This is a genomic window from Xanthobacter sp. 91 (assembly GCF_000702385.1).
Lineage (GTDB): Bacteria > Pseudomonadota > Alphaproteobacteria > Rhizobiales > Xanthobacteraceae > Xanthobacter > Xanthobacter aminoxidans.
The window spans coordinates 3,953,037-3,966,187 of record NZ_JNIB01000001.1 but is presented as its reverse complement, the minus strand read 5'-3'; the positions used below and the strand labels follow the sequence as shown (position 1 = coordinate 3,966,187).

Annotated in this window: 12 protein-coding genes; 4 read left to right on the top strand and 8 right to left on the bottom strand. The window is 69.4% G+C overall.

Annotation, left to right across the window (positions count from 1 at the left end):
• Positions 1–7 precede the first annotated feature (7 nt).
• The 6 genes from A37E_RS0118595 to A37E_RS0118565 all read right to left on the bottom strand — a co-directional run bounded on the left by A37E_RS0118595 (position 8) and on the right by A37E_RS0118565 (position 5,440).
• The gene (locus A37E_RS0118595; RefSeq protein ID WP_029557985.1) at positions 8–997 is read right to left on the bottom strand and encodes a cation diffusion facilitator family transporter; all 990 of its coding nucleotides are present in this window, start codon (positions 995–997) and stop codon (positions 8–10) included.
• Positions 998–1,077: 80 nt separating this feature from the next.
• The gene (pcaD, locus tag A37E_RS0118590) at positions 1,078–1,851 is read right to left on the bottom strand and encodes a 3-oxoadipate enol-lactonase (protein ID WP_051679158.1); all 774 of its coding nucleotides are present in this window, start codon (positions 1,849–1,851) and stop codon (positions 1,078–1,080) included.
• Positions 1,852–1,944: 93 nt separating this feature from the next.
• The gene (locus tag A37E_RS27490) at positions 1,945–2,331 is read right to left on the bottom strand and encodes a DUF3126 family protein (RefSeq protein WP_024279618.1); all 387 of its coding nucleotides are present in this window, start codon (positions 2,329–2,331) and stop codon (positions 1,945–1,947) included.
• A gap of 68 nt (positions 2,332–2,399) precedes the next feature.
• Positions 2,400–3,284: a serine O-acetyltransferase gene (gene cysE, locus A37E_RS0118575; RefSeq protein ID WP_081837672.1), complete on the bottom strand. Its 885-nt coding sequence runs from the start codon at positions 3,282–3,284 to the stop codon at positions 2,400–2,402.
• A 78-nt stretch (positions 3,285–3,362) separates the two neighbouring features.
• Positions 3,363–4,115, bottom strand: a complete 753-nt coding sequence (locus A37E_RS0118570) for an alpha/beta hydrolase (protein WP_029557981.1) — start codon at positions 4,113–4,115, stop codon at positions 3,363–3,365.
• Positions 4,043–5,440, bottom strand: a complete 1,398-nt coding sequence (locus A37E_RS0118565; RefSeq protein WP_051679157.1) for a hypothetical protein — start codon at positions 5,438–5,440, stop codon at positions 4,043–4,045. The genes A37E_RS0118570 and A37E_RS0118565 overlap by 73 nt, the downstream gene beginning before the upstream one ends.
• Before the next feature lie 209 nt (positions 5,441–5,649).
• On the opposite strand from A37E_RS0118565, the gene A37E_RS0118560 reads away from it, so the two are divergent.
• From A37E_RS0118560 to A37E_RS0118550, 3 genes are read left to right on the top strand one after another with little or no spacing between them, the layout of a single operon-like run.
• Positions 5,650–7,482, top strand: a complete 1,833-nt coding sequence (locus A37E_RS0118560; protein ID WP_081837671.1) for a type I secretion system permease/ATPase — start codon at positions 5,650–5,652, stop codon at positions 7,480–7,482.
• Between the two features lie 7 nt (positions 7,483–7,489).
• Positions 7,490–8,833, top strand: a complete 1,344-nt coding sequence (locus tag A37E_RS0118555) for an HlyD family type I secretion periplasmic adaptor subunit (protein ID WP_029557978.1) — start codon at positions 7,490–7,492, stop codon at positions 8,831–8,833.
• 55 nt (positions 8,834–8,888) lie between these two features.
• Entirely contained in the window at positions 8,889–9,530 is a 642-nt protein-coding gene (locus A37E_RS0118550) for a glutathione S-transferase family protein (protein ID WP_245279376.1), read from the top strand.
• A gap of 18 nt (positions 9,531–9,548) precedes the next feature.
• Here A37E_RS0118550 and A37E_RS0118545 read toward each other — a convergent pair whose 3' ends face one another.
• A complete protein-coding gene (locus A37E_RS0118545; RefSeq protein WP_029557976.1) occupies positions 9,549–10,298 on the bottom strand; it encodes a sulfite exporter TauE/SafE family protein in 750 nt (249 codons plus the stop codon).
• Between the two features lie 139 nt (positions 10,299–10,437).
• Positions 10,438–11,145 carry an aspartate/glutamate racemase family protein gene (locus tag A37E_RS0118540; protein ID WP_051679156.1) on the bottom strand — a complete coding sequence of 236 codons (708 nt, stop codon included), beginning with the start codon at positions 11,143–11,145 and terminating at the stop codon, positions 10,438–10,440.
• Between the two features lie 253 nt (positions 11,146–11,398).
• Between A37E_RS0118540 and A37E_RS0118535 the strand changes: the two genes are divergently transcribed.
• Entirely contained in the window at positions 11,399–13,093 is a 1,695-nt protein-coding gene (locus A37E_RS0118535) for an ABC transporter substrate-binding protein (protein ID WP_029557974.1), read from the top strand.
• Positions 13,094–13,151: the final 58 nt, after the last annotated feature.

The window sequence follows — 13,151 nt, the reverse complement described above, 5'->3', positions numbered from 1 at the left end:
ATCGGCTTTACACCACATCCCTCGGCGCGAGGGCGCATTGCATGCGCCCCTCTTCCACCTGCAGCACCGGGTGGACGATGCCGAAGCGGGCTTTCAGCTCCGCGCACGTCTCCGACAGGAAATCATCGTCCAGCGTCGCGCCGGGCCGCACCAGATGGGCGCTGAGTGCCACCGATGTGGTGCTGAGGCCCCATATGTGCAGGTCGTGCACCTCGCTCACGCCGGGCCGGGCCGCGAGATAGGCCTCCACCTCCGCGGCGTCGACGCCCTCCGGCACCATGTCCATGGCGAGGTTCACGCTGTCCCGCAACAGCCCCCATGTGCCGGCGATGATGGCGACGGAGATCGCCAGCGACACCACCGGGTCCAGCCACAGCCAGCCGGTGAGGGCGATCACCGCACCGGCGATCACCACGCCCAGCGAGATCGCGCCGTCCGCAACCATGTGCACGAACGCGCCCCGGACGTTCAGATCGCCCTTGCGCCCCGCCATGAACAAAAGCGCCGTGCCGATGTTCACGCCGACGCCCACCAGCGCCACCACCATCACGATCCCAGTCTGGATCGGCTCGGGATCGGCGATCCGGCCAAAGGCTTCCAGGATGATGCCGCCGGTGGCGACCAACAGCAGCGTCGCATTGGCGAGCGCGGCGAGGATGGAGGAACGGCCGTAGCCGTAGGTGTGCTTCGCCGTCGGCGCCCGGCGCGACAGCCATGCGGCCCCCCAGGCGAGCAGCAGGCCGAGCACGTCGGAGAGATTGTGGCCCGCATCCGCCAGAAGGGCGAGCGAGCCGGACATGAAGCCGAACCCTGCCTCGATGATGACGAAGCCGAGGTTCAGCCCGGCGCCGATGGCGAAGGCCCGCAGCGAATCCGGCGGGGCGTGGGAATGGCCGTGGCCGCCATGGCCGTGCGAATGGCTGGCGTGGTCTTGGTCGTGGTCTTGGCTATCGTGGTCGTCGTGATCGTGGCCGTGACCGCTCTGATGGGATGCCATGCCGCGCCTCCACGCATTCGCGGCATCTTCCACAAGCGCCGGGCGATGTCACGCCCGGCCGCCGCGACGCGAGCGCGCGCCTATGCGAGGAACGCCGAGACGGCCCGCACAAACGCCTCCGGCTGCTCGATGGCGGAGAGGTGCCCGCCGGGCAGGCGCCCCAGCTTCGCGCCGGGGATGGCCGCGGCGATGGCCTCGCCCCAGGCTGGCGGCGTCGAGCGGTCGCCGTCAGAGACGATGACCAGCGTCTGGGTGGCGATGCGCGCCACGTCGGTGCGGAAATCCATGTCGCGCATGGCGGCGCTGGTGCCCATGTAGCCGGAAGGCTTCGTGCCCGTGACCATCGCACGGACCTCCGCCACGCGGGCGGGGCGCTGCGCCTTGAACTGCGGCGTGAACCAGCTGTCGATGACGGAATCGGCGATGGGGCCGGTGCCGTCCTTGCGCACCGCCTTGATGCGGTGGTCCCAGAAGCGCGCCGGGCCGGCATGGGCGGTGGTGTTGGACAGGATGAGGCGGGTGAGGCGCTGCGGCGCGTTCAGTGCCAGCCACTGGCCCACCATGCCGCCCAGCGACAGGCCGCAGAAATCGGCGGTGGCGAGGTTCAGCCGGTCCATGATCGTCAGCACGTCGCGGCCGAGGTCGCCCATAGAATAGACTTGGTCGGGCGCGGCGCTCTCGCCATGGCCGCGGGCGTCGTAGCGGATAAGGCGGCGGCCCGCGAACAGCGGCAACACCTCGTCCCACATGCCGAGCGTGCAGCCGAGGGAATGGGAGAGGATGAGCGGCGGCGCGCCCTCCGGCCCCGTCACCTCCACCCTGAACCGCTCCCCGGAGACCTCCAGCAGCGCCACGGCGCCCTCCCCTCTGGATTCAATATGCCAGAGGTGTAGCGCGTTCAGGGCCGGGCGCAAGCGTCCCGCTGGACGCCCGCGCCTGTGGCAGGCTCACTCGAGGTCGGTCTCGAAGATGGCCATGCGGAAGTTCTGCGTGGCCTTCCCCTTTTCCTCGTCCTTGGTGAGAGTGCCGATGGCATCATCGCCGAGATAGACCTCGGCGGTGTCCTTGGACTTGGCGAAGGCGACCACCTTGAACTTCGGGTTACCGAACTTGGTGCGGAGGTAGCTGGGAGCGTCCTTGTCCAGAACCGGCATGCGGAAATGATAGGAAAGCTCGCCGTCCTCCTCGTCCTTGTCCAGAGTGCCGATGGCTTCCTCGCCGAGGAACACCTCGGCGCTGCCCTTCGGCTTCGCGCGGGCTGCCACGTTGATCTGCGGATTGTTGAAGAGGTTCCGCATATAACGCTGCACCTGCTCGATCTCGGTCTTGTCCAAGGGGTGTCCTCCTGAGAGCGGATGGCCGCCTTATGGCCGCCATCGGGCGCGCGTTCAAGCCGGCGGGGTCAGATGTCCGCACCAGACCAGATGTTGTCCTCGAACATCTGGTCCATGGAGCGCGAAGGCTCGGCGCAGCCGGCCTCGCCCACCACCTTGGCCGGGATGCCGGCGACGGTCGAGTTGCGCGGCACCGGCTTCAGCACCACGGAGCCGGCGGCGACACGGGCGCAGCGGCCCACCTCGATATTGCCGAGCACCTTGGCGCCGGCGCCGATGAGCACGCCGCGGCGGATCTTGGGATGGCGGTCGCCGCTCTCCTTGCCGGTGCCGCCCAGCGTCACGCCCTGGAGGATGGAGACGTCATCCTCGATCACCGCCGTCGCGCCGATGACGATGCCGGTGGCATGGTCGAAGAACACGCCGCGGCCCATGGGCACCTGGGGATGGATATCCACGGCGAAGACGGACGACGCGCGGCTCTGGAGGTAGAGCGCGAAATCCTTGTGCCCGTTGTTCCATAGGAAGTGGGCGAGCCGGTGCGACTGGATGGCGTGGAAGCCCTTGAAATAAAGCACCGGATCCAGCGTGCGGTCGGCGGCGGGGTCGCGGTCCACCACCGCCATCACGTCGGCGCGCAGGGCCTGGGAAATGTCCTTGTCGCGGGCCACCGCATCGAGCCAGGCGGCGCGGATGGCCGAACCCGGCAGGTCGGTATCGCCGAGGCGGGCGGCGATGCGCTCGCCGATCACGGCTTCGAGGCTGGGCTGGCCGAGGATGGCGCTGGTGAAGAATCCGGCGAGCAGCGGCTCGCGCTCGGCGGCCTCCTCGGCCTCGTTGCGCAGGCGCGCCCACACGGGGTCCACCACATCGTGCCAGCGCTCGGTGCCAAGGCGCGTCACGCGCGGCACAACGATCTCCGGAACCTGCGAAACCATCGGCAATTGCGGCATCTCTGCCTCCTCGGGGATCAGACTTGCCCCTGTTCTAGCACATGCTGCGGCGAGGCGAGAGGTTCCCGCCGGCCGGCGTCAGGGGCGCGCCTTCAGGAAGTCGAGAGCGCCCTGCTTGAACACCTTGTCCCCCACGGCGGGATTATGGTCGCGGTTGGGGATGTCGAGCTGGGTACCGTCCGGCAGCAGCGCCACCAGCGGCGCGGCTGCGCCGGCCACCGCATCGCGGGTGCCGATGGCGACCATCACCGGCTGGAAAATGCGCCCCACCCCCTCGCGCGTCAGCACCTGCCGCGAGCCACGGATGCAGGCGGCCAGCGCCCTGAGGTCCGCCTTGTTGGCATCGGCGAAGGCGCGGAACATGCGGCCCATGGGGTCCGCGACGTCGTCGAGGCTCGGCGCCTCCAGCGCGTCCGCCACCGTCTGCGGCAGGCCCGCGCCTTCCACGAGGTGGATGCCGAGACCGCCGAAGATGGCGGAGCGCACCGCATGGGGAAAATGCAGCGCCATCTGGGCGGCGACCCGCGCGCCCATGGAATAGCCGATCACGTCCGCCCGCTCGAGGCCGAGATGCCGGAGCAGGTTGTGGGCGTCCTCCGCCATCAGGCGGGTGTCGTAGAGGGCGGGATCGTAGAGCTTTTCGGATTCCCCATGGCCGCGATGGTCGAAGGCGATGACGCGGTAGCCGGCCTCAGTGAGCGTCTTGGTCCAGGAGGGGCCGACCCAGTTGATCTCCTTGGTGGAGGCGAAGCCGTGGATCAGGAGGACCGGCTCGCCGGCACCCTGATCGAGATAGGCGATATCGACACCGTCGGAGGAGAAATGGGGCATGAGGGACCTTCGCGGGGAACGGCGAGCAGGGGAGCCGCGCGCCGCTCAGGCGCGCGGGCGGGGAAACTAGAAGGTCCCTCCCCGCCTGCCAACTCCCCGCCAGTCTCCTCCTGCCCCAGCGCGCGCACCGCCTCGGTGGCCGCCAGCACGTCGCGGGTGGCCTCAGCGATGACATCGGCGGCGGCGGTTGCCGGCATCGCGACCTCCGCCACGGGCGCAACAACCGGTGTGCGCCGCACGAACAGCCTTCCGCGCACCGCGACCCGAGGCGCCTCCCGCCGACGCCGCTTGTGCCGCCACGTCCGGCGGGCACAGGCGACGCAGAAGGAATTGAAGCTGGACACCAGCGCGAACAGATAGAAGGCCGCGAGGAAGCCCCACCAGATGAGGTGGAACAGCAGGCTGGTGATGGTGATGGCGCCGCGCCCCAGCGTCTTCAGGATGGCGAGCGTCTGCCCTCCCTTGGCGTCGGCGAGCCGGGCGACGCGGGAGAGGTCGCGGCCCCCCTCGGCCACCTTCAGCCCTTCCAGTGCGGCGCGGGTGCCGGCCTTGGCCTCGATGCGGGCGGTGTCGTCCAGCATGCGGGTGAGGGTGGCGAGGCGATCGGTGCGCACCACGCTCTTCACCGCCGCGCCGTCCACCGCCGTCGCGCCGGAGAGAAGGCGACGCAGGGCGACGAAATCCACGCTTTCCCGGGCTGCCCGGGTGAAGCTGCGCAGCAGGCCGGCGGAGAGGCGGCCGGTGCGCTTCGCCACCTTCACCAGCGAGATGCCCATGCGCACCGGCAGGCTCGCGCCCACGGTGGCGTAGGTCCCCGCGGTGACGGCGATGCCTACTGCCGACAGGCCGAGAATGAGCTGATCCGGTTCCTCCCCGCGGGCGATCTTCAGGCCCTCGCGGCCGGCGTCGCGGATGTCGCCCCAGACCATGAGGTCGCTCGTCGCCGCCCCCGCGAGGCCGGCGAGATCATTGGGCTGGCCGGTGATGAAGCCCATGCCGAACGCCTTGGCGGAATGCAGCGCCTGCGCCGTCGTGCCATTGGCCGCCTCCACCTGCTTGCGCAGATCAGGGGGAACGGCGAGGTGCCGGGCATCGGCCAAAACGAGGTAGGAGGTGGCGAGGGCGGTATCGTCCTCCGCCAGCGCGGCCGCGATGGCGCGCGCCGCACCCTCCCCCGTGAAGTCGCGAAGGCCGAGATCGGCGAGGGCGGCGGGATCGTCGCGGGCGGCGATCAGCTTCGCGCTCTCCTTCGCCACGGGCACGAGCCAGGGCGCCGCGCCCAGCAGCGAAATGAAGACGACGAGGAAGGCGAAGATGCGGGCCATGGTCTTTCCGTGCCGTCATCCTCGCATCCCATTGTGGCGAAGTCGAAGGCGTTTAAGGCCGGACCAGCCTCCCCTAACGGCAATGCAATTTGAGCCGCGGCTGCCCCTTCCACCGCTTCCGCCGGCCGCTCCCGCCGCATAAAAGGAAGGCGTGGCGCCCTTGCGCGCCATACGAGCATTGGCCCCAGCCGGGCCGGAGACGCCGGGGCATGAGCGTAACGGGATCGAGAGAGCCAGCCGCCTCGGGCGCACCGACGGCGCTGGACCGTGCTCTGCGGACGATCCGGCCGGCCTTCGTCAGCGTCGTGGTGTTCAGCTTCTTCATCAACCTCCTCGGCCTCAACGCCTCCATCTACATGATGCAGGTCTATGACCGGGTGCTGGGCAGCCGCAGCATCGAGACGCTGGTGCTGCTCACCCTCATCACCGCCTTTCTCTATCTGGTGTGGGCGGCGCTGGAAGGGCTGCGGTCCCGCCTGCTGGAGCGGGCCGGCATCGCCTTCGACACCAAGGTGGCGGCGGATGTGTTCGATGCCGTGCGCCGCATGGCGTTGCGCGCGCCGGGCAATGGACAGGCGCAGGCGCTGCGCGACCTCGACACCGTGCGCGACTTCTATGCCGGCGCCGGCCTCGCCGCTCTGTGCGACGTGCCGTGGGTGCCCATCTACATGATCTGCGCGACGCTGCTGCATCCCTATTACGGGGTGCTGGCGGTGGCGAGCTGCCTGTTCTCCGGCTTCCTCGCGGTGCTGAACAACCGCGCCACCCGCGAGAGCCTCGCCGAGGCGGGCCGCGCCGGCATCAAGGCCAATGCCCTCGCCACGGCCACCCTGCGCAATGCGGAAGTGCTCAAGGCCATGGGGATGTCGAAGGCCCTGCGCGCGCGCTGGAGCGAGGCGCACGAGGGCGCCATGGGCTGGCAGAGCCGGGCCGGCGACCGGGGCGCGCTTCTCATCGGCATCACCAAGTTCAACCGGGCGCTGGTACAGAGCATCGTGCTCGGGCTCGGTGCGTGGCTCGCCATCCAGAAGCAGATCTCGCCCGGCATGATCATCGCCGGCTCCATCCTGGTGGGGCGCTGCATCCAGCCCATCGAGCAGGCGGTGAGCAACTGGAAATCGGTGGTGAACATGCGCACCGCCTATGGCCGCATCCAGCTGCTGCTGCGCGCCGCCCCTCCCCCGCCCGAGCGGCTGCGCCTGCCGGAACCCACGGGGGTGGTGAGCGTGGAGAACCTGTTCGTGCGGGCGCCGGGCCGCGAGACGGCGGTGCTGCGCCAGCTGTCGTTCCGGCTCGACGCCGGCAGCGTCATCGGCGTCATCGGCCCGACGGCGGCGGGCAAGTCCACCCTCGCGCGAGCGCTGGTGGGCGTATGGCCGGCCGCGTCAGGCGCACTGCGGCTCGACGGATCGGACCTCGCCCATTGGGACGAGGAGCAGCTCGGCCGCCATGTCGGCTACCTGCCGCAGGACGTGGAGCTGTTCGCCGGCACCATCGCCGAGAACATCGCCCGCTTCACCGCCGCCGAGCCGGAGGCCGTGGTGGCGGCGGCGCAGCTCGCCGGGGTCCATGAGATGATCCAGCAACTGCCGCAGGGCTACAATACCGAGATCGGCGACGGCGGCCTCGCCCTATCGGGCGGGCAGCGCCAGCGCATCGGCCTTGCCCGCGCGGTGTTCGGCCTGCCGGCGCTGATCGTGCTGGACGAACCCAATGCCAGCCTCGATCCGGCCGGCGAAGCCGCGCTCACCGAGGCGCTGAAGCAGTTGAAGGCGGCGCGCCGCACGGTGGTGCTCATCACCCACAGGCCGGCCGCCCTCGCCCAGTGCGATCTCGTGCTCGCGCTCAAGGATGGCGCCGCCCTCGCCTTCGGCCCGCGCGACGAAGTGATGAAGCGCGTCGCCCAGGGTTCGGCGCCCACACAGATGCCCCAGCCCGCAGCCTCTGCCGGGGGTGGGGCACCGACTGTTCGCGTCCGCAAATCCGTCGCCGGCCTCGGCACCGCGCCGGCCTCTTCGGCCGGCCCGGCGAACCAGCCGTGAGGCGCGCATGACCTCGCCCGCCTTTCCCGACCGTCCCTTCGCCGGCGCCTCGCCCCGGCCGCCCTCGGGCTATCGCAGCGTCGCGCTCGCGGGCTACGCCCTGATCGCCGTCACCTTCCTCGGCTTGGGCGGGTGGGCGGCGATGGCCCGCGTCGACGGTGCGGTGGTCGCGCCGGGCGTGATCGGCGTGGAGAGCAAGCGGCAGGTGGTGCAGCATCTGGAAGGCGGCATCGTCGCCGCCATCCTGGTGCAGGAGGGGCAGAAGGTGGGACGGGACGAAACCCTGTTCCGGCTCGATCCCACGCAGTCGCGGGCCAATGACGAGGCCGCCCTCGCCCAGCGACGTGCCGCCTTGGCTCTGGAAGCCCGGCTCGTCGCCGAACGGGACGATGCCACCACCATCACCTTCCCCCCGGAGCTTCTGGAACTCGCCCGCGTGCCCGCCGTCCGGGAGGCCATGGCCGACCAGATCGCCCAGTTCCGCGACCGCCGCGCCGCATTCCAGAGCCAGATCGACATCCTGAACGGCCGCATCCTCCAGCTCGGCCATGAGCTGGAGGGGCTTGCCCAGGAACGCGCTTCGGCCCGGCAGCAATTGGTCTTCGTCGAAGACGAACTGACCGCCGTGCGCGAGCTGGAGCGCAAGCACCTCGTCAACAAGTCGCGCGTCTCCTCGCTCGAGCGGGAAAAGGCGCGGCTGGACGGGCTCGTAGGCCGCAACATTGCCGACGAGGCCAAGGCGCGCGGCTCCATCGGCGAGCAGAAGATGCAGATCGTCCAGCTCACGCAGCAGCGGGCGGAAGATGTCGGCTCCCAGTTGCTAGACATCCGCGAAAAGCTGGCGGAGCTGAAGGAGAAGGTTCAGGTCACCCGCAGCGTGCTGGAGCGCATCGAGATCCGCGCTCCCAGCAGCGGCATCGTGCAGAATATCAACCCGCGCATCTACACGGTGGGTGCCGTGGTGCGCCCCGGCGACACGCTGCTGGAGATCGTGCCCCTGGACGCGCCGCTGGTGGTGGAGGCCCGCGTGCCCGTGCAGGACATCGACCGCCTCGACCTCCATGAGGCGGTGGAAGTGCGCTTTCCCGCCTTCCACGGCCGAACCACGCCCATGGTGCTCGGCCATCTCGCATCGGTGTCGCGCGATCGGCTGGTGGACGAGACCACCCACCAGCCCTATTTCCTCGCCCGCGTCGGCGTGGACGAGACGGACGTGCCGGCTGATCTGCGCAGCCGGCTCCAGCCGGGCATGGATGCGGAAGTCGCCTTCCACACCGGCTCGCGCACGGTGCTGAGCTATCTGCTGCGCCCCCTCGCCGATGCCATGGCCCGCGCCTTCACGGAGCGATGACGGCCTCGCGCCAGCAAGCGAACGGGACTAGAAGGGCGCCGAAAGAGGACGGGATATGACCATGCTGAAGGTCTGGGGCCGCATCAATTCGGTGAACGTCGAGAAGGTGATCTGGACCGCCCAGGAGCTTGGCTTGCCCTTCGAGCGGATCGAGGCCGGCGGCGCCTTCGGCGTGGTGGATACTCCGGAGTACCGCGCCATGAACCCGGTGGGCCGGGTGCCGGTGATCGACGATGACGGCTTCGTGCTGTGGGAATCCAACGCCATCGTACGCTACCTCGCCACCCGCCACGGGCTCGGCGCGCTGATGCCCGCCGACCTGCGCGCGCAGGCCGAAGCCGGGCGCTGGATGGATTTCCAGCTCGGCACCGTCGCCGCGCCGCTGAGCGCGCTGACATGGGGCATCGTGCGCACCGCGCCGGAAAAGCGCGATCCGAAGGCGCTCGCACCGGCCTTCGCCAATCTCGGCGCGGCGCTGGCGATCGTGGAGGCGGGGCTCGCCGGCCGCACTCATCTGGTGGGTGAGAGCCTGACCGTCGCCGACATTCCGCTCGCCTGCTGCGCCCACCGCTGGTTCAACATGCCGCTGGAGGGCACCGGGCTGGAACGGCCCGACCTGCCCAACCTCGCCGCGTGGTACGGACGGCTGAAGGCGCGGCCGGCGGTTGCGGGACTGATGCCGACGCCGCTCACCTGAGGCGCGGGTGATGCGCCTTCAGAAGTGCGTCACCCCATCGTAGATCAGCTTCACGCCGACCACCGCGAGGATGGTGTAGACGAGGCCGAAGAAGCGCGCCGGTGAGACGCGGCGCACCAGCCAGACGCCGGCCATGGTCGACACCACGGCAATGGGGATCAGCGCGGCCGAGGTGGCGAGATTCTCGAATGAGATCTGGCCCAGGGCGAGGAAGAACGGCAGCTTCACCCAGTTCACCACCGCGAAGAAGGCGGTGGCCGTCGCCGCGAACTGCTGCACGGGAAGCGGGCGCCGCAGCAGATAGATCATCAGCGGCGGACCACCCGCATTGGCGATCATGCTGGTGAAGCCGGAGACGGCGCTCCACACCGCGGCGGCGATGGGGCCCGACTCCCCCGGCGTTCGCTTCAGCCGCCGCGACAGGAAGGCGCGTGCCGCCTCCACCACCGAGAGCACGCCGATGCCGAAGGCCACCGCCGCGTCGGACACGGAGGCCGCGAGCAGATAGCCGAGCACGATGCCGGCAAGGGCGCCCGGAAGGGTGCGCAGCAGCTCCTTCCGGCTCCAGCGGCGCCAGTAAGCGTAGAGGCTCACCACGTCCTGGACGATCAGCACCGGCAGGATGATGGCGGCCGCCTGGATGGGCGACATCACCAGCGCCAGAATGGGCTGGCCCAGCACCGAAAGGCCGGTGAAGCCGCCCTTGGAGAGGCCCACCACAATGGTGGCCGGCACGGCGGCGGCATAGAAGAGGGGATCGACGATCAAAGGGGAACTCGCTGCGGCAGCCGCCCCTCACGCGGGGACGGGCACCGGTCGCGCGGAGGCGCCGGCCTGCCGCCTATAGCAGCCCGCCCGGCGCGGCACGACAGAAAATCCCCTGCAAGGCCAAGCCCCAGTCCGCCGCTCAGCGCCTCTCCCTGCGGCATGAGCCAAGCCGGGCGAGGGCCAGCGCCTGCTCGAATCCGGCTTCGAGGGAATCGATGATGGGCAGGGGCGCGGCGACCTCGATCTCGGCGGCATAGCCGGCCAGCGCCGCGCCGCCGAGGATGAGCACGTCCGGCGCCTGTGCGGCGATGGTCTCCTCCACCACCCGCGCCACCGCCCAAGTCTTGTCCGAGGAGCCGTCCGCATGGCGGGCAGACAGCGCGAGGGCATCGCCGGGCACCATGGCGATGCCGGCGCAGCGTCCGTCCAGATGGGTGCGGCGCATCAGCTCGCGCAACATGGCGGGCCATTCGCCGTGCGGCACCACGATGGAGAAGCGTTCGCCCAATTGGAGCGCGGCGAGGATGCTCGCCTCGGCCATGCCGGCGAAGGGAAAGGCGAAGGTGCCGCGCAGCGCCTCCAGGCCCGGCTCGCCGAAGCAGGCATAGAGGGCGGCATCGAAGGGGGGACGCCCTTCCTCCAGCTCCTTCGCCACGGCCTCAGCCACCGCCTCCAGCGCCGCATGGCCCGCCACCGCCGCCGACTGGCGCGTGGTGACATAGGGCTGGCCGAAACTGGCCGTGACGCCGGCAAGTTCGACGCCTGCGGGCGCACGACGGTTCAGCGCCGCCACCATGCGATCGGTCACGGCCGCGCTGGTATTCGCGTTCAGGACCAGAATCTTCAAAGCGCCCTCCCCCTACCCGCCCCAAAGGAAGCATCCGGGGGCCGCCCTGAAAAGCGTCCCGCACGCCTCTCGACCCAAAATGCATGCGATGAACCGCATTTGCTCAATTGATAGGCAATCATGCAATTTGTCGATGATTTGACGACGAACTGTTTCAAGCATTCCGCAGCGGCACAAAGGATCGGGACGGCTTCTGCGCCGTGGCACAGGGGTTGCTAGCCAGCATGGGCATCGCGCCGAAGAGGACTCGACGATGCTCAAGAAAGACCTGCGCAACAGCCCGGCCAGCCGCCTCCTGAGGACGGCCGCCTTTCTCGTGGCCACGGGGGGCGCCATCGCCGTCCCGGCCCTTCTGGCACCGGGCTTTGCCGCTGCGGAGACCACCCTGCGCATCGGCATGACGGCGGCCGACATTCCGCGCACCCTCGGCCAACCCGACCAGGGTTTCGAGGGCAACCGCTTCACCGGCCTCACCATGTATGACGCGCTGGTGCTGTGGGACCTGTCCTCGGCCACCAAGCCCAGCGTCCTCGTTCCCGGCCTCGCCACCGAGTGGAAGGTGGACGATCAGGACAAGACCAAGTGGATCTTCAAGCTGCGCCCCGGCGTGACCTTCCATGACGGCTCGCCGTTCAACGCCGATGCCGTGGTGTGGAACGTGGACAAGGTGCTCAACAAGGAGGCACCCCAGTTCGATGCCAGCCAGGTGGGCGTCACCGCCTCGCGCATGCCGACCCTGCGTTCGGCGAAGAAGATCGACGACCTGACGGTGGAGCTGACCACCGCCGAGCCCGACTCCTTCCTGCCCTACAACCTCACCAACCTGTTCATGGCGAGCCCCGCCCACTGGCAGAAGCTCTATGAGACGGCCGAGGGCGCCGACGCCAAGGCGAAGGCCGCCGCGGCCTGGACCATCTTCGCCCGCAGTGCCTCCGGCACCGGCCCGTGGAAGATGGCCGCCTTCGTGCCGCGCGAGCGGCTGGAGCTGGTGAAGAACGCCACCTACTGGGACAAGGACCGCATCCCCAAGACCGACCGCATGGTGCTCCTGCCCATGCCCGAGGCCAACGCCCGTACCGCCGCCCTCCTCGCCGGGCAGGTGGACTGGATCGAGGCGCCGGCGCCCGACGCCCTGCCCCAGCTGAAGTCTCGCGGCTTCAAGATCGAGGCGAACGAGCAGCCGCACGTCTGGCCCTGGCAGTTCTCCCGCATCGAGGGCTCGCCGTGGAACGACATCCGGGTGCGCAAGGCGGCGAACCTCTGCATCGACCGCGAGGGCATGAAGGAGGGCCTGCTCGGCGGCCTCATGGCTCCCGCCACCGGCACCGTGGAGCCCGGCCATCCTTGGCGCGGCAACCCCACCTTCCAGATCAAGTATGATGTGAAGGAAGGCCAGAAGCTGATGAAGGAGGCCGGGTTCGGCCCCGACAAGAAGCTGAAGGTGACGACGCAGACCTCGGCCTCGGGATCCGGCCAAATGCTGCCGCTTCCCATGAACGAATACCTGCAGCAGGCGCTGGCCGAGTGCTATTTCGACGTGAAGCTCGACGTGATCGAGTGGAACACGCTGTTCACCAACTGGCGCAAGGGCGCCAAGGACCCGTCCGCCAACGGCTCCAACGCGGTGAACATCACCTACGCCGCCATGGACCCGTTCTTCGCCATGGTGCGCTTCCTCCAGTCGGGCATGGCGCCGCCGGTGTCCAACAACTGGGGCTACATCAACAACCCCAAGTTCGACGAGCTGGTGAAGAAGGCGCGCAACTCCTTCGACCCCGCCGCGCGCGACGCCGCCCTCGCCGAGCTGCATGCGGCTTCGGTGGACGATGCGGCCTTCCTCTGGGTCGCCCACGATGTGGGCCCGCGCGCGCTGAGCCCCAAGATCAAGGGCTTCGTGCAGCCCAAGAGCTGGTTCGTGGACTTCTCGCCGGTGTCCATCAGCCAGTGAGGCACGCAGGGTAACGGCGCGCGCTTCCGTTCCCCTGACGGCCGTCATGCCCGGGCTT

What these genes read in the sequence shown, in the direction of transcription:
- A37E_RS0118595 (WP_029557985.1), bottom strand. Translation starts at nt 997, where the DNA reads ATGGCATCCCATCAGAGCGGTCACGGCCACGATCACGACGACCACGAT.
- cysE (WP_081837672.1), bottom strand. Translation starts at nt 3,284, where the DNA reads ATGCCGCAATTGCCGATGGTTTCGCAGGTTCCGGAGATCGTTGTGCCG.
- A37E_RS0118570 (WP_029557981.1), bottom strand. Translation starts at nt 4,115, where the DNA reads ATGCCCCATTTCTCCTCCGACGGTGTCGATATCGCCTATCTCGATCAG.
- A37E_RS0118565 (WP_051679157.1), bottom strand. Translation starts at nt 5,440, where the DNA reads ATGGCCCGCATCTTCGCCTTCCTCGTCGTCTTCATTTCGCTGCTGGGC.
- A37E_RS0118560 (WP_081837671.1), top strand. Translation starts at nt 5,650, where the DNA reads ATGAGCGTAACGGGATCGAGAGAGCCAGCCGCCTCGGGCGCACCGACG.
- A37E_RS0118555 (WP_029557978.1), top strand. Translation starts at nt 7,490, where the DNA reads ATGACCTCGCCCGCCTTTCCCGACCGTCCCTTCGCCGGCGCCTCGCCC.
- A37E_RS0118550 (WP_245279376.1), top strand. Translation starts at nt 8,889, where the DNA reads ATGACCATGCTGAAGGTCTGGGGCCGCATCAATTCGGTGAACGTCGAG.
- A37E_RS0118535 (WP_029557974.1), top strand. Translation starts at nt 11,399, where the DNA reads ATGCTCAAGAAAGACCTGCGCAACAGCCCGGCCAGCCGCCTCCTGAGG.